This is a genomic window from Micromonospora sp. NBC_01412 (genome assembly GCF_045040215.1).
In the GTDB taxonomy this organism is placed as follows: Bacteria; Actinomycetota; Actinomycetes; order Mycobacteriales; family Micromonosporaceae; genus Micromonospora; species Micromonospora rubida.
Map to the genome: position 1 here is coordinate 7,508,582 of NZ_CP109528.1, position 25,503 is coordinate 7,534,084.

A 25,503-nucleotide genomic window follows, 5' to 3' on the forward strand; every position below is an offset into this window, starting at 1 on the left:
CGTCAGCTCACCGGTCGAGGCCGACGTCGCGGAACCGGACGGCCCGGTCGGAGCGGACCTGGTACCCGGTCACCTGCTTCGACCAGCCCTGCACCACCTCGGGGTTGTACAGGTAGAGGTAGCTGGCGTCGTCGACGATCTGCTTCGCGGCCTGGTCGTACGTCCGCTTGCGGGCCGCCGGGTCGGTCTCGGTCCGGCCGGCGTCGAGGAGCTTGTCGACGGCCGGGTTGCTGTACTTGTGGAAGTTGAACGTCGCGCCGGTGCGGTGCTGGGCGTAGTAGAACTCGTCCGGGTCGATGTTGCCGAGCCAGCCCAGCATGAACGCGTCGAAGTTGCTCCTGCCCTGCTCGTCGAGCCACTGGGCGAAGTCGAGGGTGCGGATCTTGACGGTGATCCCGACGTCCTTGAGCTGGGCGGCGATCACCTGGGCGGCGGCGACCGTCTCCGGGTACTCGCTGGTCACCATCAGGTCCATGGTCAGCCCACGCACGCCGGCCTGGCCGAGCAGCTGCCGGGCCTGGGCCGGGTCGTGCCGGTACGGCGCGTACTCGTAGTACCAGGAACTGCCCTCGGGGATGGCGGTCTGGTTCGGCTTCGCCAGACCGAACTTGGTCGCCTTGGTGATCGCCTCGCGGTCCAGGGCGAAGGCGATCGCCCGGCGCACGTTCACGTCGTCGTACGGCTTGCGGCCCTGGTTGAGCGCCAGGTACCAGTAGTCGGTGGAGGGCCTCGACTCGACGGTGACGCCGCCGCCGTTCCCCTTCAGCGCGGCGACCTGCTGGGGCGGGAGGTTGTCGGTCCACTGGACCTCGCCGCCGCGCAGGTTCTGCAGGGCCACGGTGGGGTCCTTGACGAAGGTGAAGGTGACCCCGTCGAGCTTGGGCCGGCCGCCCCAGTAGGCGTCGTTGCGGACCAGCTTGATGTTGTCGCCGGAGGTGTAGCCGGCCACCGCGAACGGCCCGCTGCCGACCGGCCTGGTCTTGACCGCCCCGGACTCGACGTTGGACTTCTCGACGATCGCGACGCCCTTGAACCCGCCGAGGTTGGCCAGCAGGTTCGGGGTGGGCTTGGTGAGCGTGACGACCACGGTGGTCGGGGCCGGCGCGGTCACCGACTTCACGGTCTCGAACTTGTACGCCTGGTTCAGCTTCTCGGAGATGATCCGGTTGTACGAGTAGGCGACGTCCTCCGAGGTCAGCGGCGATCCGTCGGAGAACCTGACCCCCTCGCGGAGGGTGAAGGTCCAGGTGAGCTGGTCGCCGCTGGTGGTCCACCTCGTCGCCAGCGACGGGCCCATGCGCAGGTCCGCGCCCGGCTCGACCAGGGTGTCGTACACGTTCTCCAGCACCTGGAAGCTGTAGTAGGCCGAGGTCCGGTGCGGGTCGAGCTGGTCCGGTTCCCCGCCGATGGCCGCGGCGAGCGTCCCCCCGGCGCCCCCGCCGCCCGTGTCACCGGCACCGCCGACGTCGACGCTCTCGCCGGAGCTGCACCCGGCTGCCGCGGTGAGCGCGAGCGCGAGCACCGCGCCGGCCAGCCTGGATCTGGTCATGGACCGGTCCCCCTCCCCTGGTGGGCGGGGCGGGCCCCGCGGCCGTCGGAGCGCCGCGGTCCGTCCCGTCCACTTTCGACGGCTTCCCACCACCATGCCCGCCCCGGCCCGGATGCGAAACCTGAGGCGACGAAACCAGGGGGCGACGGCGTCCCACCGCCGCGACCCCGCCGATCCCGGCAGCCTGCGGTTTGTCACACAACTGTCATACGACTGGGAGTTCCCCTCCAAAACCACGTAGCAGGGTTGCGGTTACCCGGAGGCCACGGCGGCCCCGTGCCCACGCCGGGCGGTGACCGACGGGTCCAGGCCGGTCGGTCGGTGTCACCCCGATGCCCGGCCGGCGTCCTCCGGGGCCCGACCGCGGCAGCGGACAACGAGAGGAATCCGGGATGACCGTCGTACCGGACGATCACCTGATGACGCTGATCTGCGACGACTGCGGCGACACCACCACCGGTCGTGCCTGCGTGCTGCCCGACGCCGAGGTCGTCTGGACGCTGGTGTCCGAGCACGGCTGGAGCGGCTCACCCTTCGCCGTCGGCCCGCACCACTGCCCGCCGTGCAGCATCGCCGGCCCGGAGAGCGGCCCGGCCCTCGGTCTGGACCACGTCGACGACTGCGACCAGGTCACGGGCCGGGACGAGGGTGCCCTGCGGGCCGCGCTCGACGACACGGTCGAGTTCGACGGACGGGCCGTGGTGGACCTGCACGGCGTGGAGCAGATCGACCCGACCGGGCTCGGCCTGCTGGTGCGGGCGCACCAGCAGGCCAGGAACCGGGGCGTCGTGCTGTGCCTCGCCGCCCCGTCCCGGTTCGTCCGCACCGTGCTGCACACGATGCGGCTGGACGGCGTCTTCCCGGTCTTCGACACCCAGCGCGAGGCCCTGCTGGACCGCCCCCGGCCCGCCCGCACCACCGGGCGGTGAACCCGGGCCGCCGCCCCTGGGCGGTGGGGCGCGGATCCGGGCTGGGCGGGTACGGATCCCGGGCCGGGTGGGCGTGGATCCGGGCCGGTTCAGCGGCCGTCGGGCCGCCCGGGTTCCGGCTGGTAGACGTCGGGCACCCCGTCGCGGTCGAGGTCGACGTTCTCGGCCTCGTACACCCGCCGGTACAGCCGGCTGCGGCCCCGCAGGATCACCGTGGCCAGGATCGCGGCGACCAGGGAACCGGTGAGCACCGCCACCTTGACGTGGCCGTCGCGCTCGCTGCCCAACCCGAAGGCCAACTCCCCGATCAGCAGCGAGACGGTGAACCCGATCCCGCCCAGCAGCGCCAGGCCGAGGACGTCGAGCCAGTTCAGCCCCTCGTCGAGGTCGGCCCTGGTGAACCGGGACACCAGCCAGGTGGCCAGCATGATGCCGACCGGCTTGCCGAGCACCAGGCCGACCACGACGCCGATCGCCGCCCGGTCGGTCAGGGCGGTGGCCAGCCCGGCGAGGCCGCCGACCGTGACACCGGCGGACAGGAACGCGAAGACCGGCACCGCGACGCCGGCGGAGAGCGGACGGAACCGGTGCTCGAAGTGCTCGGCCAGCCCCGGGCCGGCGTCCGGGCCGCCGGCGGCCTGGCTGCGGAGCACCGGCACGGTGAAGGCCAGCAGCACACCGGCGACGGTGGCGTGCACCCCGGACTCGTGCACCAGCACCCAGGTCGCCGCCGCCAACGGCAGCAGCAGCCACCAGGAGCGCACCCGGCGTCGCACCAACAGGGCGAAGACCGCCAGAGGGACCAGCGCGCCCAGCAGTGGCCCGACGGCCAGGTCGGAGGTGTAGAACACGGCGATGATGACGATGGCCAGCAGGTCGTCGACCACTGCGAGGGTGAGCAGGAACGTGCGCAGCGCCGCGGGCAGGAACCGCCCGACCACGGCGAGCACGGCCAGCGCGAAGGCGATGTCGGTCGCGGTCGGGATCGCCCAGCCCTTCGCCGCGTCGCCGTCGGCGATCAGGGAGTAGAGGACCGCCGGCACGAGCACCCCGCCCGCGGCGGCGGCCACCGGCACCGCGGCTCGGCGCGGGTCGCGCAGGTCACCGGCGACGAACTCGCGCTTGAGCTCCAGCCCGGCGACGAAGAAGAAGATCGCCAGCAGGCCGTCGGCGGCCCAGGTGGCGAGGCTGAGGTCCAGGTGCAGCGCCGCCGGGCCGAACCGGAGGTCCCGCAGCGCCCGGTACCCGTCGGACCAGGGCGAATTCGACCAGATCAGGGCCAGCAGGGCCCCGGCGAGCAGGAACGCGCCGCCGACGGTCTCCTTGCGGAGGATGGCCGAGATGCGGCTGGTCTCACCCCACGAGCGTCGGGCGAACAGGCTGGCACGGCGCCGGGGGGCGTCGGTCACGTGAGGTCTCCTCGTCGGCAGGGGTCGCGTCATCCATCGCCGACCAGACTTCCCGGCACACCAGAACGCAACGTTATCCCGCCGGGCCCGAGAACTCGCCGAGGGAGGCGGCCGTTCCGCCCGTCGGTTGGCCGCCGGCACCACTCCGCAGGTTGCCAGCCAGGCGTGGGCTATCCATACTGATGGATGTTCCTGAGCCGGACATGATCGGGCGCCGGGCAGCCTCGATCGGCAACCCCGCCCCATTCGCGTCCTCCGGAGGAACCCGTCCATGAGAGCGAAGATCAGACTGCTGTGCGCCGCCCTGGCGGCCGCCGCGGTGACCGCGCTGGCGGCGCTGACCGTCCCCACCCCCGCGTCGGCCGCGGCGCTGACCGAGGTCACCGGCTTCGGCACCAACCCGAGCAACCTGCGCATGTACCTGTACGTTCCGGACAACGTCGCGCCCCGACCGGCGCTGGTGGTCGCAGTGCACTACTGCACCGGCACCGGCCCGGCCATGTACTCCGGCACCCAGTTCGCCGCCCTGGCCGACCGGTACGGCTACATCGTGGTCTACCCGTCGGTGACCCGGAGCAGCCAGTGCTTCGACGTCGCCTCGCCGCAGGCGCTGCGCCGCGACGGCGGCAGCGACCCGGTGGGCATCAAGTCGATGATCGACTACGTCCGGCAGCGCTACCCCGTCGACCCGAACCGGATCTTCGCCACCGGCGTCTCCTCCGGGGCGATGATGACCAACGTCCTGCTCGGCCTCTACCCCGACGTGTTCGCCGCCGGCGCGGCGTTCGCCGGCGTTCCGTTCGGCTGCTTCGCCACCACGAACGGCTCGGAGTGGAACAGCGAGTGCGCCAACGGGCAGATCACCAGGACGCCGCAGGCGTGGGGCGACCTGGTCCGCAACGCCTACCCCGGGTACACCGGCAAGCGGCCCCGGATGCAGCTCTGGCACGGCACGAACGACGAGGTCCTGCGCTACCCCAACTTCGGGGAGGAGGTCAAGCAGTGGACCAACGTGCACGGGCTGAGCCAGACCCCGACGTACACCGACACCCCGCAGTCGGGCCACACCCGCACCCGGTACGGCGGCAGCGGCCCCACCGCGCCGGTCGAGGCGATCAGCATGAGCGGCGTGCCGCACAACCTGCCCGTGGACGCCGCCCAGGCCATCCGCTTCTTCGGCCTCGACAGCACCATCCCGCCCACCACGCCGCCGCCGACCACCGCCCCACCCACCACGCCGCCACCCACCACGCCGCCGCCCACCACCCCGCCGCCCGGCGGCGCCTGCCGGATCGGGTACGCGGTCAACGCCTGGAACAGCGGCCTGACCGCCGCCGTCACCATCACCAACACCGGCAGCACCGCGGTCAACGGCTGGGCCCTGGCGTTCACCCTGCCGGGCGGGCAGGCCATCACCAACGGCTGGAACGCGTCCTACTCCCCCAGCAGCGGGGCGGTGACCGCCCGTAACGTCTCCTACAACGGCGCCATCGCGCCGAACGCCTCGGTCGACATCGGCTTCCAGGCGACCCACACCGGCAACACCGGAAAGCCGACCTCGTTCACCCTGAACGGGGCGGCCTGCACCGTCGCCTGACCGTCCGCGCGGCAGCGGTGGGCGTCGAGGACTCCGGCGCCCACCGCCACCCCGTCCGCCAGGCCGTGGCCGGGGACGGCTGCGGCCACCGGTCAGGAGACGCCCGGCCGGCCCGGTGCCGGGCGGAGGACGACGGGCAGCCCGTCGGCCGGCGCGGGCAGGGACGTGAACCGCCACCGCGCCGTGTAGGAGGCGGGGAACGACCACTCGAAACGGCGCAGCAGCGCGTCGAGCGTCGCCTTCACCTTCAGCATGCCGAAGTGCATCCCGATGCACTTGTGCTGCCCCGCGCCGAACGGTGCCCACGCCAGGCGGTGCACGCGGTCCTCGCCGCGCGCCTCGGCGAAGCGTTCCGGGTCGAACCGGTGCGGGTCCGGCCAGAGCTCGGGCAGGAGCTGGTTGACCCCGGTGCACACCGAGACGAGCTGACCGGCGGGGACGTGGTGTCCGAGGATGTCGGTGTCCCGGACCGCGCGGCGCATGAGGATCGGCGACGGCGACACCAGGCGGATGCTCTCCTTGACCACCAGCTCCAGCGTCTCGAGCCGGTGCAGGCCGGCCACGTCGAGGGGCGCGTCGCCACGGGCGTTCGACTCGGCCCTCGCCCGCCGCTGCCACCCGGGGTGCTTGCCGAGGAAGTAGACCGCCGCGACGGTGGCGGCCGTGGTGGTGTCGTGCGACGCGATGAGCGTGAAGATCATGTGGTCGACGACCTGCGGGAGGGTGAGCCGGCCGCCGTCCGGGCCGACCAGCCGGCCGACCACGGACAGGAAGTCGTCGTCCGCGCGTACCCTGGCCTGCGGCACCGCCCTGGCGAGACGCGCCGCGAGCCGGCGACGCGCCCGCCCCGCCCGGTGCCAGGCGGTGCCGGGCAGGGCGAGCCGCAGCAGGGCGCTCTCGGCGCGGATGCACGCCTCGACGTCGCGCATGACCTGCCGGCCCCCCGCGTCGTACGGCACGCCGAGCAACGCCCGCGTCGTCATCTGCCCGGACAGTTCCCGGATCGCGCCGACGACCCGCACCGGCCGCCCGGTGGGCCAGTCCGCCAGGCCGGCCGTGACGTCCTCGACCATCCGCCGCAGGTAGCCCTCAAGCGCGGGCTCGCCGTACGCGGCCTGCAACAGCCGGCGGTCCGCGAGGTGCCCGGGCCCGTCCATGGCCAGCAGGCCGCCGTCGAACCAGGGTCCCACCACGTCCGGCCAGCCGGTGACGAACGCCTTGTCCCGGTTGGCGAGGACCTCCTGCACGGCCTCGGGGCCGCAGACCGCGACGACCCTGCGACCGAACACCTGCCACCAGGACACCGGCCCGTGCCGGCGCAGGAGCTGGAGCTGGAAGGCGGGCCCGTGCCGGACCATGTGCACGCCCATCCCCACCACCGGCAGCCCCCGGTCGCCGTGGACCGGCCCGAGGCCGCTCCCGGGCGGGGGCGCCGCGAGTTCGCCCGGGCGTCGGGGCATTCGGTCGAGCAGCGCGTCGAGCCAGTGCGCGGCACCCGCCTCGGCGGGCGGGGAGCTGGCGGCGCGATCCGGTTCCGTCCTGGTAGTCATTGAGCTGACCTCCGCCTGTGACGTGTCGGCCCGCAGGCTACGGGCCGGCGGTTACGTGCCCCACCGGCGGCGAACCGGCGCGCGGAGGAGGCGGGGCGAGGGGTGCCGCGCACGGCGAGGGCCTGCGGGCGGCGGCATCCGGCCCCGCCGCATAACCGCACCCTTACTCCGCGTCCGTACGTTCCCCGGCATGGAACGAGCCAGTGGGACGTCGGCTCACGGTCGTTCGGACCGTGCCGACCAGCGTCGAGACACCAGGTCACCGAGCACCCCGGACCGGAACGGATGGCTGCCGTCGGCGGACCCGATCGCCGTCGTCGGCGTCGGCTGCCGCTACCCGGGCACCCTCTCCTCCCCCGACGAGCTGTGGGCCTTCGTGGCGCGCGGCGGCAACGCCGCCGTGCCGGAGTTCCCCGCCGACCGCGGGTGGGACCTGTCGGCGCTCACCGACCCCGACCCGGGCACCCCCGGGTCGACGTACGTGCGCGGGGGGTCGTTCATCGACGGCGTCGGCGACTTCGACCCGTCGTTCTTCGGCATCAGCCCCCGCGAGGCGCTGGCCATGGACCCCCAGCAACGGCTCCTGCTGGAGCTGTCCTGGGAGGCGCTCGAACGCGCCGGGATCGACCCGACCGCCCTCGCGGGCACCCCGGCCGGCGTCTGGTTCGGCGTCGTCGCCCAGGAGTACGGCCCCCGGGTGTTCGAGGGCGACGCCGAGCACGCCGGCCACCTGACGACGGGGACGACCCCGAGCGTGGCGTCGGGGCGGGTCGCGTACGCGCTCGGGCTGGAGGGACCGGCGGTCACCGTCGACACCGCCTGCTCGTCCTCGCTCACGGCCGTGCACCTGGCCGTCCGGGCGCTGCGCGCCGGGGAGTGCGGGCTGGCGCTCGCGGGCGGGGCCAACGTGGTCTGCGCGCCCAGCATCTTCGTCGGGTTCGCGCGGCTCGGCGCCCTGGCCCCGGACGGGGTCAGCAAGCCGTTCTCCGCCGACGCCGACGGCTTCGGCGTCTCGGAGGGGGCCGGCGTCCTCGTCCTGGAACGGCTCTCGGAGGCCCGCCGCCGGGGTCACCCCGTGCTGGCGGTGCTGCGCGGCACCGCGATCGGCCAGGACGGCGCGTCCGACGGCCTGTCGGCGCCGAGCGAGGCCGGGCAGCGGCGGGTGATCCGCGACGCGCTGGCCGACGCCGGCCTGTCACCGGCCGACGTGGACCTCGTCGAGGCCCACGGCACGGGCACGAAGGTCGGCGACCCGGTGGAGGCACGGGCGCTCCTGGCGACGTACGGCGCCGCCCGGTCCGCCGACGACCCGCTGCTGGTCGGCTCGATCAAGTCGAACATCGGCCACCCGCAGGCGGCGGCCGGCGTCGCCGGCGTCATCAAGATGATCGAGGCGATCCGCCGGGCCGAGGTGCCGGGGACCCTGCACCTGTCGCGGGTGACCGACGCCGTCGACTGGTCCCCCGGAACCGTCCGGGTGGTGTCCGGAACCGTCCCGTGGCCGGCCCGCCGGGAGGCCGACCGGCCGCGCCGCGCGGCCGTGTCGTCGTTCGGGATCAGCGGCACCAACGCCCACGTCATCGTGGAACAGGCCCCGCCGGGGGACCCGGCCGGCGGGGACGCCGCCGACGCGGGGGCCGGGTCCGGGCCGGACGTGGTGCCGCTGGTGCTGTCGGCCCGGACGGAGCCGGCGCTGCGGGCGCAGGCCGACCGGCTGCGCGCGCACCTCGCCGGGCGGCCAACGCTCCGCCTCGCCGACGTCGCCCACACCCTGACCGCCGGCCGCGCCCACCTGGACCACCGCGCGGTGCTGCTGGCGGGCGACCACGCCGAGGCCGTCGAGGGGCTGGCCGCGCTCGCCGAGGACCGCCCCACCACCGACGCCGTCACCGGGCGGGCCGGCGTGACCGGCGGGGTGGTCTTCGTCTTCCCCGGGCAGGGTTCGCAGTGGGTGGGCATGGCCGCCGACCTGCTCGACACCAGCCCCGTCTTCGCCGCCGGGATCGACGACTGCGACCGCGCCTTCGCCGAGTTCGTCGACTGGTCGCTGCGCGACGTGCTGCGCGGCGGGCCCGACGCGCCGGGCCTGGACCGGGTCGACGTCGTGCAGCCCGCCCTGTTCGCCGTCATGGTCTCCCTCGCCCGCTGCTGGCAGGCGTTCGGCGTCCGGCCCGCCGCGGTGATCGGCCACTCCCAGGGCGAGATCGCGGCGGCCCACGTCGCGGGCGCCCTCTCGCTGCGGGACGCGGCGCGGATCGTCACCCTGCGCAGCAGGGCGATCGTGGCCCTCGCCGGCACCGGCGGGATGGCGTCCGTGGCGCTCGGTGCCGAGGCGGTCGCCCGCCGGCTGGACCGGTGGGCCGGTCGCCTGGAGATCGCCGCGATCAACGGTCCCCTGTCGACCGTCGTGTCCGGCGACGCCGCCGCGATCGACGAGTTCCTGCGCGGCTGCGCCGCCGACGACGTCCGGGCGCGCCGGGTCGCCGTCGACTACGCGTCGCACTCCGCCCACGTCGAGCCGCTGGAGGAGGAGCTGCTGGCCACGCTCGCCGGGGTCGAGCCCACCGCGGCCGAGGTCGAGTTCGTCTCCACCGTCACCGGCGGTCCCGTCGACGGCACCGGGCTGGACGCGGGGTACTGGTACCGCAACCTGCGCCGCACGGTGAGCTTCGCGCCCGCGGTGCGCGCGGCCCACGACCGGGGACACCGGGTCTTCGTCGAGGTCAGCCCGCACCCGGTGCTGACGGTCGGCGTCGAGGAGTCGCTGCACGACGCCGCCCCGGACGACCCGACGGTGGTCGTCGGGAGCCTGCGCCGCGACGAGGGCGGCCTGCGCCGCCTGCTCACCTCGGTCGCCGAGGTGCACGTCGCGGGCCGGGCGATGGACCTGACCGCCCACCTCGACGCGCACCGGCCGCGCCCGGTCGACCTGCCCACGTACGCCTTCCAGCGCCGGCGGTTCTGGATGCCGCCGGGCGCGGGCGGCGCGGCCGGGGCCGGCGGGCACGGCCCGGACGGGATGACCCATCCGCTGCTCACGGCGGCCCACGACCACCCCGAGCGCGAGGGGGCGCAGTTCACCGGCCGACTCTCCCTGGCCACCCACCCCTGGCTGGCCGACCACGCCGTCGACGGGATCGTCCTGCTGCCCGGTGCCGCGATGGCCGAGCTGGCCGCGTTCGTCGGCCAGCAGGTCGGCCACCCCGTCGTCACGGACCTCGTGCTGTGCGAGCCGCTGGTCGTCCCCGAGCGGGGCGCCGTCCGCCTCCAGGTGGTCGTCTCCGACGGGTCCGCCGACGAGCGCGAGGTGCGGGTCTACTCCCGCGCCGAGTCGTCCGCGCCGCTGGCCGACCCCCGACCGGCGTGGACGAGGCACGCCGAGGGCACCCTCGGGACGTCCCCCGCTCCCGCCGGGGCCGACGCCGACGCGGGGGCCTGGCCGCCGCCGGGGGCCGAGCCGGTCGACGTGTCCGACGGCTACGACCGGCTGGCCCGGCGCGGCTACCGGTACGGGCCCGCCTTCCGGGGGCTGCGGGCCGTCTGGCGTCGCGGCAGCGAGCTGTACGCCGAGGTGGCCCTGCCCGACGGCGTCGCCTCGGACGGGTTCGCCCTGCACCCGGCCCTGCTCGACGCCGCCCTGCACGCGCTGGAGTACGTCGACCCCGGCCGGGAGGTCACCCCCGACCAGGTGCGGCTGCCCTTCGCCTGGGCGAACGTCCGGCTGCACGCGGTCGGCGCCACCACCCTGCGGGTCCGCGTGACGACGACCGGCACCGACACGTACGCGCTGGCGCTGACCGACCCGGCCGGGCAGCCGGTGTGCGAGGTCGGGTCGCTGGCGCTGCGGCCGATCAGCCGGGAGCGGCTCGCCGCCGCCGACACCGGCACCCACGACACGCTGTTCGGCCTCGACTGGACCCCGGTCGCCGTGCCGACCCCGACGGGCGGGCACCGGGATTGGGTGCGGTGGCCCGCCGTACCCGCGTCGGGACCGCTCGGCGCGGCGGTGCTGCGCTGCCCCGACGCCCCGCAGGACGACGGCGGCCCGGCGAGGGCCGACCTGCCGGCGCGGGCCCGGCAGGCCCTCGGCGAGGTCCTGCACGCCGCGCAGCGGTGGCTGGCCGAACCCCGGTCCGACGGCTCCCCCTTGGTGGTCCTCACCCGGCGGGCCGTCTCCACCGGCGCCGGAGAGGACGTCGCGGACCTGGCGCACGCGCCGGTCTGGGGCCTGCTGCGCAGCGCGCAGACCGAACACCCCGGGCGGATCGTCCTGGTCGACGTGGACGAGTGGTCGGGCTGGCCCGACCTGGTCTCCACGGCCCTGGCCAGCGGCGAGCCGCAGCTCGCGTTCCGCCGGGGCGAGGCCCGGGTGCCACGCCTGGCCCGGGCGGCCGGGTCGGCCGTCGGCGGCCTCGACCGGCTGCCGGAGCCAAGCTGGCAGCTGCGCACCCTGGGCGAGGGGACCCTCGACGCGGGCAACATGTCGCTGGTGCCCTGGCCCGACGCCGACCGGCCGCTGGGCCCCGGCGAGGTCCGGATCGGCGTCCGCGCGGTGGGGCTGAACTTCCGCGACGTGATGATCGCGTACGGGATGTACCCGGACCCGGACGTCGACCTCGGCAACGAGGGGGCCGGCGTCGTGCTGGAGGTCGCCGACGACGTCGGGGCGCTGCGCCCGGGCGACCGGGTGATGGGCACCTTCATGGGGATCGGCCCCCGGGTCGTCCGGCACCACGGTTTCCTCACCCGCTTCCCCGCCGGGTGGTCCTTCGCGCGGGCCGCGTCCACCCCGGCCGTCTTCCTCACCGCGCACTGCGCGCTGCGCCGGCTGGCCGGGGTGGCCCCCGGACAGCGGGTGCTGGTGCACGCCGCGACCGGCGGGGTGGGCCTGGCGGCCGTCCAGCTCGCCCGACACGCGGGCGCGGAGGTCTTCGCCACCGCCAGCCCCACCAAGTGGGGCACGCTGCGCGACCTGGGCTTCGACGAGGCGCACCTGGCCAGCTCCCGCACCTGCGACTTCGCCGACAAGTTCCGCGCCGCGACGGCCGGCGAGGGAGTCGACGTCGTCCTCGACTCCCTCGCCGGCGAGTTCGTCGACGCCGCCCTCGACCTGCTGCCTCGCGGAGGGCACTTCATCGAGCTGGGCAAGACCGACGTCCGCGACCCGGAGCAGGTCGCGCGGGCGCACCCCGGGGTGCGGTACCAGCACTTCGACCTCACCCGGGTGGGGCCGGAGGAGACCGGGGCCATGCTGTCGGAACTCGGCGCGATGTTCGACCGGGACGAGCTGCGCCCGCTTCCCGTCTCGGTGCGCGACGTCCGGCAGGCGCCCGACGCGCTGGCGGTCCTCGGCCAGGCCCGGCACATCGGCAAGCTCGCGCTCACCCTGCCGAGGCCGCTGGACCCGGCGGGCACGGTGCTCGTCACCGGCGGCACGGGGGTGCTCGGCGGGCTGCTCGCCCGGCACCTGGTCACCGCGCACGGCGTGACCCGGCTGCTCCTGCTCAGCCGCAGCGGCCCCGACACCGCCGACGCCCGGGAACTGGGCGAGGAGCTGCGGGCGCTGGGCGCCGACGTGCGGACCGTCGCGTGCGACGTCGCCGACCGGGACGCCCTCGACGACGTGCTGGCGCAAGTGCCGCACCGGCATCCACTGACCGCGGTCGTGCACGCCGCCGGCGTGCTCGACGACGCGCTGTTCAGCACGATGTCGACCGACCAGGTCGACCGCGTCCTACGGCCGAAACTCGACGCGGCCTGGAACCTGCACCGCGCCACCGAGCGCCTGGAGCTGTCCGCGTTCGTGCTGTTCTCGTCCGCCGCCGGGATCCTGGGCACGGCCGGCCAGGCGAACTACGCCGCAGCAAACACCTTCCTCGACGCGCTGGCCGAGCACCGCCGCCAGCGGGGCCTGCCGGCGACCTCCCTGGCCTGGGGGCTGTGGGAGAAGGAGAGCGGGATGACCGGCCACCTCGACGACCGGGACCACGCCCGGCTGCGGCGTACCGGCTTCTCGGCACTGTCCACCCGGGAGGGCCTGGCGCTGTTCGACGCCGCGCTGCGCAGCGGCCGGACGGTGCTGGTCCCGGCCCGACTCGACCTGCCGACCGGGCGGGCGCGGGGCGCGGGTGAGCTGCCCGCGATCCTCAGCGGCTTCGCCCGGCCCGGCCTGCGGGCCGCGAACGCCGCACGCCCGGCGGCGGAGGCACCGGCGGGCGTCGACCTGGGCCGGATGGGGGCCGACGAACGCCGGGGGGCCCTGCTCGGGCTCGTCCGGAGCGTGGCCGCGACGGTGCTGGGGCACGACACGCCGGAGGCCGTCGACCCCGACGCGGGGTTCAAGACCATCGGCTTCGACTCCCTCGGCGCCGTGGACTTCCGCAACCGCCTCAAGAGGGCCACCGGCCTGTCGATCTCCACCACGGCCGTCTTCGAGCACCGGACCCCGGCGGCGCTGGCGGAGCACTTGTCCGCCCTGGTGACGCCCGCCGCCGGGGACCCTGTGCCCCCGGCTGCGGAGCCGACCGCGCCCCCGGTCCCGGCTCCGACGCCGGACGCCACCGCCACCGACCCGAACCCGGCCGGTCGGAGCGCGCCGCTGAGCCGCTACCAGCAGGACGTGGTCACCACCGCGCTGACCTATCCCGACCTGCCGCTGTCCCAGCCCAGCGGCTACCTGCGGCTGCGCGGCGCAACCGACGTCGACCGGCTGCGGGAGGCCATCCGGCGCACCGCGCTGCGGCACGACGCGATGCGGCTGCGGCTGGAGCGCGACGGCGAGGAGTGGACGCAGCGGGTGCTGCCGGACTACCCGGACGTCGAGGTCGTGTCGTTCCGCGCCGAAGCCGACCCGCGCGGGGCGTGCCAGCGGTGGATCCGCCGGGCCACCGACAGCGTCGTCGCGCTGGACGGCCCGCTCGTGCGGACGACGATCCTGATCGACGACGCCGACTCGCTGATCGTGTACTGCCGGTTCCACCACGTCGTCGCCGACGCGTGGGGCATCAACCTGGCGATCAGGGAGATCGTCGCGCACCACCGGTCCACCGGGGACGCGGATGCCCCCGACCCGGCCCCCAGCTGTCTCGACGTGGCCGACGCGGACCGGGAGTACCGGGACTCCCCGCAGTGGCGGGCGGACCGGGACGCGCTCGTCGCGGCGGTCGGCGACCTGGATCCGGCCCTGTTCGCCCGAGCCGCGACCGTGCGCACCCACCGCCGGAGGCAGCGCTCCGTGCACGTCGACGCGCGGGTCGCCGACCGGGTCCGGGCGACGGGCCGGTCCGTCTTCTCGGTGACCGCCGCCGCGCTCGCCGCGTACCTGCGTCGGGTGCACCGCGACGGCGACATCGTCCTGGGGGTTCCGCTGCTGAACCGGCGGACCCCGGCCGAGCTGGCGACCATGTCCGACGTCACGAACATCCTGCCGCTGCACGTCGACGTCGACGAGGGGCGCACGCTGCTCGACCTGGCCGACGAGGTGCGTTCCGGCGTCTGGGACCTCACCGCGTGCCAGCGGTTCGCGCTGGGCGACCTGCGCGCCGCCGTACGCGGGGAGGGCCGGCAGGTCCGGGACCTGTTCGACGTCACGTACTCCTACATCACCGTCCCGGCCACGGACGGCGACGGCGACGGCGACGCGGACGTCGAGTCGACGGTGCTCGCGTCCGGGTACTCCCTCGACGCCGTGAACGTCGTGGTCCGCGAGCACGAGAGCGACGGCTCCCTGGACGTGGACGTGTTCTACGCCGACGACGTGTTCGACGACGACTTCTCCGTCGGGGCCGCGACGGGACACCTCGTCCGCCTGCTCGACGAGGGCCTGCGGTCGCCCGACGCGCCACTGGGGACGCTGGCGCTGCTCGACCCCGAGGAGACCGCGCGCATCGCCGGCTTCGAGCGCCCGCACCGGGCCGACCTGGACGAGTCGGCCACCGTGGACCGGCTGGTGGCGGCGCGGACCGACCCGCGGCCGGACCAGCCCGTCGTAGTCGGCGCCGACGCCGGGGGCCGGGCGGTCGCGCTGACCTGGGGTCAGTTCCGTGGGCAGGTCGCCCGGCTCGCCGCGCGCCTGCGCGACGGCGGCCTGCGCCCGCAGGAGTGCGTGCCGGTGCTCCTGCCGCGTTCCGTCGAGTTCCTGGTCGCCGTGCACGCCGTGCACGCCGCCGGTGGCGCGTACGTGCCGGTCGACCCGGAGCATCCCCGGGAGCGGTTGCGGGCCGTGCTGTCCGACTGCGGGGCCCGGACCGCCGTCACCGACGGCCGGTACGCCGACCTGCTGGACGAGCTCGGCATCCGCCCGGCGCCCGTGCCGACCCCCGCCGGAACCGGCGGCGATGGCGGCGACGGCGGCGGTCACGGCGACGGCGACGGTCACGGCGACGGTCACGGCGACGGCGACGGCGACGGCGACGGGATCGCGGACGTCGCGCCGCCGGCCGGCGGCGCCGTGCGGCCCACCGACCTGGCGTACGTCGTCTACACGTCGGGGTCGACCGGCGCGCCCAAGGGCGTGATGATCGAGCACCGTTCGGTCGTCAACCGGCTGGCCTGGATGCAACGCCGGTACCCGCTGCGGCACGACGACGTCGTCCTGCACAAGACCCCCACCACGTTCGACGTGTCGGTCTGGGAGCTGCTGTGGTGGGCGCGGGCCGGGGCCCGGGTCGCGGTGGCCCCGGCGGGCGCGGAGCGGGATCCCCGCGAACTCGCCGCCCTGATCGCCCGCCACGGCGTCACCGTCGTGCACTTCGTCCCGTCGATGCTCGGCCCGTTCCTCGACCACCTGACGCACGACCCGGGCGCGGCCGGGCAGGTCCGCACGCTGCGGCGGGTCTTCTGCAGCGGGGAGGCACTGACGCCCGCCCTCGCGGAACGCTTCCGCGCGGCGTTCGCCGAGGCGGGCCACGGCGACGTGCGGCTGGTCAACCTGTACGGGCCGACCGAGGCCACGGTCGACGTCTCGTCCTTCGACGTGCCGCCGTCGGGCCCGCTGGCGCGGGTGCCCATCGGCAGGCCGATCGACAACGTCGCGCTCATGGTGCTCGACGGCGCGGGCCGGCGCTGCCCGATCGGCGTGCCGGGCGAGCTGAACGTCGCCGGGGTCGGCGTCGGCCGCGGCTACCTCGGGCAGCCGGCCCGCACCGGCGAGGTGTTCGTGGTCGACGAGTCGATCCCGGAGGGACGCCGGTACCGCACCGGCGACCTCGCGCGCTGGCTGGCCGACGGCACCGTCGAATACCTCGGCCGGCTGGACGACCAGGTGAAGATCCGCGGCAACCGGGTGACCCTCGGCGAGGCCGAGAACGCGCTGACCCGGTGCCCGGACGTGGCCGAGGCGGTCGTCCTCGACGAGGACACCGACGCCGGGAAGCGCCTCGTGGCGTACGTCGTGGCGGGCGGGGAGGACCGGGCTGCGGGCGACCGGCCGTCGCTGGTCCGGTCGATCGTCGGACAGCTCGCCGAACGGGTCCCCGGATACCTGGTCCCCGCGGACCTCGTCCTGCTGGACCGGCTCCCGCTGACCCGCAGCGGCAAGGTGGACCGGCGCACGCTGGCCGCGTCCGGGCACCGGGAGCACGGCTCGGACCGGCCCCGCGACGCCGTCGAGCGCGAGCTCGCCGAGGTCTGGCGCGACGTGCTCGGGTCGGACGCCTTCGGCATCCACGACGACTTCTTCACCGTGGGCGGCGACTCGATCCTGGTGCTGCGGATGCGCACCGAGGCCGAACGGCGCGGCCTGGCCTTCGACGTGGAACGGTTCCACGCCGACCCGACCGTCGCGGGCCTCGCCGCGCAGGTGGCCCACGGGCCGGCCCCGGCTGCGGAGGACGCCGTCGGCGCCCCGTTCGCGCTCGTGCCGCTGATCGACCGGCCGGGCGTCGAGGAGGCGGGCGTCGAGGACGCGTTCCCGGCGACCCAGTTGCAGCTGGGGATGCTGTTCCACAGCCTGCACCGCGCGGACTCGCCGTTGTACAAGGACGTGTTCCGGTACCGGCTGCGGATGCCGTGGCACGCCGACGAGTTCCGCCACGCGTACCGGGAGCTGGTGCGCCGGCAGCCCGCGCTGCGCGCGAACTTCGACCTCACCGGCCGGTCCGTGCCGCTGCAGGTCGTCCTCCGGGACGTGCCGGACCCGCTGGAGATCGTCGACGCGGGCGACGCAGATGACGCGGGCGACGCCGGTGCCGCAGCCGTCGACGCGTACGTCGAGCGGATGCACCGCGTCGCGTACCCCCTGCTCGACGGCGGGCCGGGACGGCCGGCGGCCCTGCACGGGGCGCGGGTGTTCGTCCGGCCCGACGGCGTCGACCTGGTGTTCCACTTCCACCACGCGATTCTCGACGGGTGGAGCGTGGCCACCCTGGTCGGCGAGCTGCTGCGGGACTATCTGGCGCGGGTCGGGGGCGACCGGCCGCCGGTCGCGCCGCAGCCGGACGCGACGCTCCTGCTCGCCGAGCACGTCCGCGCCGAACGCCGGTCGCGGCACGACGGGACGACCGGGGAGTTCTGGGCGCGGGCGCTGGCGGGCTCCCGGCCCACCACGATCCCGTCGGTACGCCCGCACGTCGCGCCCGAGCAGGACGGGGACCGGACGCTGACCGTGGCGCTGCCCAAGTGGCTGAACCGCTGCCTGAAGCGGTTCGCCCGCCGCCGCGGTGTGCCGCTCAAGTCCGTCCTGCTGGCCGCGCACTGCCTGGCGCTGCGGGCGATGTCCGGGTCGGACGACGTGGTCACGGGCTGCGTGACTCACGCCCGGCCGGACCGCGCCGGCGCCGAGCGGTGCGCGGGGTTGTTCCTCAACACGGTCCCGGTGCGCCTGGACGGGCGGCAGCGGACCTGGGGCGACGCCGTCGACCGGGTGGTCCGCTGGGAACGGGAGAGCTTCCCGCACCGGCGCTTCCCGGTCAGCGCGCTCGCCGCCGACCGGGACGGCCCCGCCTTCGAGACCGCCTTCAACTTCGTCGACTACCACCAGCTCGGCGACGTGCTGGGCGGCGGCGGGGTCGAGCTGGTGGACGTGGCGGTGCGCGAGGAGACCGACTTCGCGCTGCTGACCACCGCGCTGGTCGACCCCCGCGACGGCACCGTCTCGCTGCGGATCGGCACGGGCGCCGACGGACTCACCGGCGACCAGCGCGCGGAGTTCGGGCGGCTCGTGATCGGGGCGCTCGGCGAGATCGTCCGGGACCCCGAGGGCGGAGTCGACCCGTGGGCGGCCCGCCGCGACGACGTCACCGACCAGGTCGCCCGGGTGGCCGCGCGGCGTCCCACGGCCACGGCCGTCGTCGACAGCGGGCAGCGGTGGGGCTACCGGCGGCTGTCCGACGCCGCGGACACGGTGGCGCAGCGGCTCCTCGCCGCCGGGATGCCCCACGGGGCCCGGGTGGCGGTCCGGATGCGGCGCTCGGCCGGCCTCGTGGCCGTGGTGCTGGGGGCGATGCGCGCCGGGGCGGCCGTGGTCCCGCTCGACCCGAGCTACCCGGAGGCGCACGTCCAGGCGATGATCGGGATCGCCACGCCCTGGGCCACCGTCGCGGACGCGGACCTCGGCGCGGCGCTCGCCGAGGTGACCGACGTGGTCGAGCCGGACACCCTCCTCGCCGGACACGACGGCGACGGGCCGGAAGGCGCCGCCGGACACGACGGCGACGGGCCGGAAGGCGACGGGCCGGCCCCGCTGCCCCGGCTGCACCCCGAGGACGTGGCCTACGTGCTGTTCACCTCCGGGTCGACGGGCGAGCCCAAGGGCGTGGCGATGCCGCACCGCGCGCTGACGAACCTCGTCGGGTGGCAGAACGACCGCGCCACCGGCGGGGCGGACCGGACCACCCTGCAGTTCGCGCCGCTCAGCTTCGACGTGTCCTTCCAGGAGATCTTCTCCACGCTGTGCGGCGGCGGCACCCTGCACCTGATCGACGAGGACACGCACCGGGACATGGCCGCCGTGCTGCGGGCCGCCGCCGACGGCGGGGTGCACCGGATGTTCCTGCCGTACGTCGCGCTCCAGGCCCTCGCCGAGGTGGCCGCCGCGACGGGGACGTACCCGGCGTCGCTGCGGGCGATCGTCTCCTCCGGCGAGCAGCTGCGCATCACCCCGGAGATCCGCGCCCTGTGCGCCGCGCTTCCCGGCCTGGTGCTGGAGAACCAGTACGGCCCGACCGAGACGCACGTCGTGCTGGCGTACCAGTTGCCGGCCGACGCCGCCGACCACCCGCCGCTGCCCCCGGTCGGCACCCCGGTCCCGGGGGCCCGGGTGTCGTTGCTCGACGAGCGGCTGCGGCCGGTGCCGCCGGGCGTGCGGGGCGAGATCCACGTCGAGGGTCCCTGCGTCGCGCTGGGGTACGAGAACCGGCCGGCGCTCACCGCCGAGCGGTTCGTCGCCGCGCCGCACGGCGCGGTCCGCTACCGCACCGGCGACTTCGGCGTCGCCCTGCCCACCGGCGAGGTCGTCTGCCTCGGCCGGGCCGACGGGCAGGTCAAGGTGCGCGGCCACCGGGTCGAGTGCGCGGAGGTCGAGCTGGCCGTGCTCCGGCTCGCCGCCGAGCAGCCGGGGGTCGAGCAGGTGGCCGTCGTGCCGCGCGACCTGGGCGGGTCGGACGCGGTGCTGGAGGCGTTCCTGGTCGGCGACCCGGACCGGATCGACATCGACACGGTACGCGCCGGGCTGAGCCGGGTGCTTCCGCCGCACCTGGTGCCGGGGCGGTACCGGTGGATCGACGCGTTGCCGCTGACCCCGAGCGGGAAGCGCGACGACGCCGCGCTGCGCGCCCTGGGGGCGCGCGGGCCCGCCACCCGCGCCCGGGCCGGCGACGAGTTGGAGCGGGCGCTCGCCGACCTCCTGGCGGAGTTCGCCGGGACCGACGACCTGGCGGTCGACGCGAGCTTCTTCGACGCCGGCGGCACATCGATCGGCGCCACCCGGGCCGCCCTGACCGTCGCCCGGCGGTGGGGGGTGGACCTGCCGCTGCGGACGTTCCTCGCGGCGCCCACGGCGCGGGAGCTCGCGGCGGTCGTCCGGTCCGGCGCCACCCACCGCGCGTTCGACCCGGTGGTGCCCCTGCGGGAGTCGGGTGACCGCACCCCGCTGTTCCTGGCGCACCCGATCGGCGGCAACGTCCTGTGCTACCGGGAGCTGGTCGGGCACCTCGCCGGGGACCGGCCGGTGTACGGCCTCCAGGCCGCCGGCGCGGAGCCCGGCACCGAGCCCCTGGCGTCGATGGAGGCGCTGGCCGCGTCGTACGTCGAGGCGATCCGCCGGGTCCACCCGGAGGGGCCGTTCCACATCGCCGGCTGGTCCTTCGGCGGCTACGTCGCGGTGGAGATCGCCCGGCGGCTCGACGAGGCGCAGGTCGCCTCGGTCACCCTGCTCGACACCGTGGCGCTCGGTGACGGGCCCCGGCCGCTGGCCGACGACCGGGAGCTGATCGTCGCGTTCTTCCGGGAGCTGCTCTGGTACGCGACCGGCCGCACCGAGTTGGCGGACGGGTTCGACCCGTCCGACGAGGACCCCGGGCGGCTGTTCGACGCGGTCTTCCGCCGCAGCGTCGAGCTGGGGATCCTCCCCGAGGACGCCGCGCCGCAGCTGCTGCGCAGGCTGTACGGGGTCTTCCGGGCCAACTACCGCGCGACGGTCGGCCACCGCATGCCGAGGGTGCGCCACCCACTGGTCGTGCTGCGGGCGGGCGAGGAACTGCCCGCCGGCCTGGCCGCCGCGCACCGGGCCTTCGGCGGCGTGTTCGACGGCTCCGGCGACGGCTGGCAGCGCCGGGCCGGGCGTGCCGTGGAGACCGTGCCGGTCCCCGGCAACCACCTGACGATGATGGCCGCCCCGCACGTGGCGGCCGTGGCCGCCGAACTCGACGCGGCCCTGGCCCGCGCCGAGAGCCGGTCGGGCGACGAGCGGGAGGTGGCCTGATGACGGCCGCCGACCACGGCCGGACCGGCGAGGTCCGCCGGCCGCTGAGCCCCATGGAACGCTGGTACTGGATCTGCGACCAGCTCTCCCCGCTCAACGTCGTCGCCCGGGTGCGCGTCGCCGGGGCGTACCGGGCGGAGGACCTGCGGCGGGCCGCCGCCCGGCTGGCCCGGGAGCACCCGCTGCTGCGGGTCGCCGTCGCCGCCGAGCCGGACGGGGGCCGGCCCCGCTTCGTCGCGGCGCGCGCCGCCGGGCTCCCGGTCCGGGCGGTACGCGCCGACGGGCCCGACGCCGACCGCTGGGCGCGGGAGGTCGACGAGGTCGAGCTGGCCACCCCGCTCGACTGGCGGGTGGGGCCGCTGGCCCGGATCGTCGACGTGGCGCGGGGTGCCCCGGGGACCGCCGACGAACGCCACGACCTGATCCTGACCGTGTCCCACGTCGTCGCCGACGGGACCACCGCGCTGGAGCTGCTGCGCCGGCTCGTGGAGCTGGCGGCCGGGGAGGCGACGCCCGGCGCACCGGCCGGGGAGGCGACGCCCCGGGCCCCGGTGCCCCCGGCCGAGGCGCTGCTGCCGGGGCGGCTCAACGGGGTGCCCCGCGCGGCGCACCTCGTCGCGGCGGTGCTCGCCGACCGGGTCGCCGCCGTAGTGGCCCGGCCGTGGCGGCTCGCGCCGGCCGTCCCGGTGGCGCCGACCGCGCGCCGGACGCGGCTGGTCCGCCGCGAACTCGACGCCGGCCAGCTCGCCGCGCTGGTGGACCGCTGCCGCCGGGAGCGGGTCACCGTGCACGGCGCGCTGGCGGCGGCGCTGGCGACCGCAGTGGCCGGGACGGAGCCGCACCGGCGGCCCCGGCGGGTGTGCGTCGGGTCCCCCGTGGACTTCCGCGCCGAACTGGTCCCGCCGGTCGACCGGCGGGACGCGGGCGCGTATGTCGCCACCGTGCCGTCGTACCTGCGGGTGGGCCCGGCGGCGGACCTGTGGACGGTGGCTCGCGCCGCCTTCCGGGACCTGCGCCGCCGCCGTCGGCTGCACCACCACCTGGCGCTGGTCTCCCTGCTGCGCCTGATGTCGCCGCGCTCGGTCGGCGCGAGCGCCCGGGCGGTCGCCCTGGTGGACCGGGCCGGGCCCGGCAACGTGTGCCTGTCGAACGTCGGGCGCTTCGACTTCCCCGCCCGGGTCGGGTCGTGGGAACTCTCCGGCGCCCAGTTCGTGGCCGGCGTCTCGGTCAGCGGCTACCTGGTCGCGACGGTGAACACCAGCCACGCGGCGCTGCACTGGAACTTCACCTACATCGACGGCGCGGTCACCGGCGAACGGGCCGGGCGGATCGCGGACGAAGCGGTGCGCGCCCTGCTGTCGAGCCTGCGACGCGAAGGGGCGCCGCTGCCCACCGGAACGGGAGGTCGATCATGACGGACAGGACAGGCGCGGTGCTCGTCACCGGGGCGTCGTCGGGGCTGGGCGAGGCGACGGCCCTGGTCCTGGCCCGCGCGGGATTCACCGTGTACGCCGGAGTGCGGTCCACGGAAGCCGCGGCACGGATCGCCCGGGGGCACCCCGGGGTGCGCCCGCTGCCGCTCGACGTCACGTCGGCCGACTCCGTGCGAGAGGCCTGCGCCCGGGTGCGGGAGCAGACCGGCGACGCGGGCCTGCGCGGGCTGGTGAACAACGCCGGGATCTGCGTGTCGGCGCCGCTGGAGTGCGTGCCGCCCGACGAGCTGCGGGCCGAGCTGGAGGTGAACCTCATCGGCACGGTGACGGTCACCCAGGCGTTCCTCCCGCTGCTGCGGGTCCGCCCGCCCGGCACCCCGCCGGGGACACCGGCGGGCCGGATCGTCAACGTCAGCTCGGGCATCGGGCGGGTCGCCGCGCCGTTCCTCGGCGCGTACGCCGCCTCGCAGTTCGCCAAGGAGGGCATGTCGGACGCGCTGCGCCGGGAACTCGCGCCGCTGTCGGTCAGCGTCTCGATCGTCGAACCTGGCGCGATCATGACGCCGATCTGGACCAAGGTGGCCGCGTCGGCGCACCGCCTGCTCGACGCGGCGCCCGCCGAGGCGGCCGACCCGTACCGGCGCGGTTTCCGCGGCTTCGTCGCCATGAACGAGCGGCGGGCCCGGGAGAGCAGGACGCGGCCCGAGGCCGTCGGCCACGCCGTCGGCCACGCGATGACGGCGCGGCGGCCCCGCACCCGCTACCGGGTCGGGCCGGACGCGTGGGTCGCCTCGATGGCGGCGCGGCTGTTGCCGGACCGGGTGCTGGACGCGGCGATCCGGCGCCAGCTCGCGTCGGCCGCCGCGGCTGACGCGGGCGACACGACCGGCGCGGGCGGCACCGCCAAAGCGGGCGACACGGTCGGCGCGGGTGGCCTGGCGGGCGCGGCGGCCGGCTCAGGCGGTCCAGGCGGTCCAGGCGGACGTCGGCACCGGGAGGCGGGGCGATGAGGGCCCTCGTGGTCGGCGCGGGAGTGGGCGGCCTGACGACCGCCATCGCCCTGCGCCGGCGCGGCATCGAGGTCGAGCTGTTCGAGGCCGCGCCCGGCCCGCGCACCTCGGGCGGAGGGCTGGGCATCGCCAGCAACGCCACGAAGGTGCTGCGGGCCCTTGGCGTCGACCTGCCGGCAGCCGGAGTGGGACGGGTCTGCGAGCGGTTCGAGCTGCGTACCGCGCGGGGCCGGCCGCTGCGGGAGCTGCCGATCCGGTCGATCACGGAGGAGCTGGGCGCGCCGGTCGTCAACGTGCGCCGCAGCGACCTGGCCGCGCTGCTGCGCGACGCGCTGGCCGGCACCCCGGTCCACCACGGCGTCGAGGTCGCCCGGTACGACCGCGTCGGCGCCGGTGTCGTCGTCACCGACGCCGACGGCCGCACCCACGCCGGTGACGTGCTGGTCGGCGCGGACGGCATCCGGTCCGTCGTCCGGGCGCAGGCGGCGGGCCCGGAGCCGGTCACCGAGCACGGCTACGTCTGCTGGATCGCCACGGTGGCGTTCGCCCATCCCCGGCTACCGGCCGGCGGCGCCGTCCACTACTGGGGCAACGGCCAGCGGTTCGGGCTGATCGACGTCGGGGGCGGGCACGCGTACTGGTGGGGGACGAAGAACCTCCCGCCGGACGGCGCACGCCTGCGGACGGACCCCCGGCAGGACGTCCTGCGCCACTTCGCGGGCTGGGCGGACGAGGTGCGCCAGGTGGTCTCCCTGACCCCGGCGGCGGACGTCGTCGCCGTGCCCGCCCAGGACCGGCCGTTCCTGGAATCGTGGGGGGACGGGCCGGTCACCCTGGTCGGGGACGCCGCCCACCCGATGCTGACGAGCCTGAGCCAGGGCGCCAGCTCGGCGATCGAGGACGGCTACGCCCTGGCCCACCACCTCGCGGCGGCGGACGACCCCGCCGCCGGGCTACGCCGGTACGAGGAGGCGCGGCGGGACCGCACCCGGTGGCTCGTGTCGGCGTCGCGGCGGCTGAGCCGGGTGGAGCAGATCGGCCACCCGGTCGTCGCGGGCCTGCGGAACCTGGCCGTCCGGCACGCCCCGGCGGCCGTGGTGCGCCGCCAGAACATCGCCCCGATGCGGTTCGAACTCCCGACCTGACCGGCGACCGCCGGCCGCACACACCTGTTCGAGAAGGAGGCGCAGACCATGATCGATATGGAGACGAAGGAGACGGTGACGTCGACCCGGGCCACGGAGGCCGGCCCGCTGCCCGTGCCGTGGGACATGCGGGCGGGGGTGCGGGCGTGGTGGACGCCGAACCGGCCGCCGCCGGGCGCCAACGACCCGTCCGTCCGGCCCACCGAGGAGCACCCGCGCCCGGTCCTGCTGCTGCACGCGTTCATGTCGAACCAGTCGTTCAACTTCCAGGCGGGCGCGCCGTTCCTGCGCAACCACGGGTACTGCGTGTTCACGATGAACTGGGGCAAGCCGCGGTGGGCGGGCCGGTTCGACGTGCCGTTCCAGGGCAACGACGACCTCACTCGCAGCGCCGAGCAGTTGGCGGCCGAGGTCGAGCGGATCAAGAAGCTCACCGGCGTGCCGAAGATCGACCTCGTGGGCCACTCCGGGGGCGGGGGGCTGCTCATGCAGTACTACCTGAACGTCCTCGACGGCTACCCGAACGTCGACAAGGCGGTGTCCATCGCCCCGTCGAACCACGGCGTGTCCTTCAGCACCCTCACGTACGTGTTCCGCAACGTCGCCCCCCGCTCGTACCACCTGATGGCCCGCAAGCTGTTCCCGCTGTGCGACCAGGGCGCCGTCGACTCGGAGATGATCGAACGGATCTACGGCCGCGGTGACACCCGCCCCGGTCCGAAGTACACGGTGATCATGACCGAACACGACCAGATCGTCACGCCGTACACCAAGGCGTTCCTCAAGGGCGACAACGTGACGAACATCCTGCTCCAGGACGGCTGCCCGGAGGACTTCTCCGAGCACGCCAGCATCATCTACAACGAGCGGGCCTGGCTGCACGTCCGCAACGCCCTCGACCCGGACAACGCGCAGCCCGTCCCCGCGTTCCGCGTCGACCCCTACTTCCCCGGCTGGAAGTGA

10 protein-coding genes are annotated in these 25,503 nt (G+C 75.6%); 7 read left to right on the forward strand and 3 right to left on the reverse strand.

Annotation, left to right across the window (positions count from 1 at the left end; genetic code table 11):
- Positions 1 to 7 precede the first annotated feature (7 nt).
- On the reverse strand, positions 8 to 1,549 hold the full coding sequence (locus tag OG617_RS32645; protein WP_405096788.1) for an ABC transporter substrate-binding protein: 1,542 nt from the start codon (positions 1,547 to 1,549) through the stop codon (positions 8 to 10).
- 392 nt (positions 1,550 to 1,941) lie between these two features.
- On the opposite strand from OG617_RS32645, the gene OG617_RS32650 reads away from it, so the two are divergent.
- On the forward strand, positions 1,942 to 2,478 hold the full coding sequence (locus OG617_RS32650) for an STAS domain-containing protein (RefSeq protein ID WP_405096790.1): 537 nt from the start codon (positions 1,942 to 1,944) through the stop codon (positions 2,476 to 2,478).
- Between the two features lie 89 nt (positions 2,479 to 2,567).
- Here the strand turns inward: OG617_RS32650 and nhaA are convergent, their stop codons facing one another.
- On the reverse strand, positions 2,568 to 3,920 hold the full coding sequence (nhaA, locus tag OG617_RS32655) for a Na+/H+ antiporter NhaA (protein WP_405096792.1): 1,353 nt from the start codon (positions 3,918 to 3,920) through the stop codon (positions 2,568 to 2,570).
- Positions 3,921 to 4,158: 238 nt separating this feature from the next.
- On the opposite strand from nhaA, the gene OG617_RS32660 reads away from it, so the two are divergent.
- Complete coding sequence (locus OG617_RS32660; protein WP_405096794.1) at positions 4,159 to 5,484, forward strand: PHB depolymerase family esterase; 1,326 nt, start codon at positions 4,159 to 4,161, stop codon at positions 5,482 to 5,484.
- Between the two features lie 92 nt (positions 5,485 to 5,576).
- On the opposite strand, the gene OG617_RS32665 is transcribed toward OG617_RS32660, so the two are convergent.
- Positions 5,577 to 7,034: a cytochrome P450 gene (locus OG617_RS32665; protein WP_405096796.1), complete on the reverse strand. Its 1,458-nt coding sequence runs from the start codon at positions 7,032 to 7,034 to the stop codon at positions 5,577 to 5,579.
- A gap of 190 nt (positions 7,035 to 7,224) precedes the next feature.
- On the opposite strand from OG617_RS32665, the gene OG617_RS32670 reads away from it, so the two are divergent.
- Genes OG617_RS32670 through OG617_RS32690 form a run of 5 tightly spaced genes read left to right on the forward strand, consistent with a single transcriptional unit; the run spans position 7,225 to position 25,503 of the window.
- Entirely contained in the window at positions 7,225 to 20,952 is a 13,728-nt protein-coding gene (locus tag OG617_RS32670; protein WP_405096798.1) for an amino acid adenylation domain-containing protein, read from the forward strand.
- On the forward strand, positions 20,952 to 22,367 hold the full coding sequence (locus tag OG617_RS32675) for a phthiocerol/phthiodiolone dimycocerosyl transferase family protein (RefSeq protein ID WP_405096800.1): 1,416 nt from the start codon (positions 20,952 to 20,954) through the stop codon (positions 22,365 to 22,367). The genes OG617_RS32670 and OG617_RS32675 overlap by 1 nt, the downstream gene beginning before the upstream one ends.
- Entirely contained in the window at positions 22,364 to 23,395 is a 1,032-nt protein-coding gene (locus tag OG617_RS32680; RefSeq protein ID WP_405096802.1) for an SDR family oxidoreductase, read from the forward strand. Before OG617_RS32675 ends, OG617_RS32680 begins: the two co-directional genes overlap by 4 nt.
- Positions 23,392 to 24,540, forward strand: coding sequence for an FAD-dependent monooxygenase (locus OG617_RS32685; RefSeq protein WP_405096804.1), 1,149 nt, complete (start codon positions 23,392 to 23,394; stop codon positions 24,538 to 24,540). Before OG617_RS32680 ends, OG617_RS32685 begins: the two co-directional genes overlap by 4 nt.
- A 48-nt stretch (positions 24,541 to 24,588) precedes the next feature.
- On the forward strand, positions 24,589 to 25,503 hold the full coding sequence (locus OG617_RS32690; protein ID WP_405096806.1) for an esterase/lipase family protein: 915 nt from the start codon (positions 24,589 to 24,591) through the stop codon (positions 25,501 to 25,503).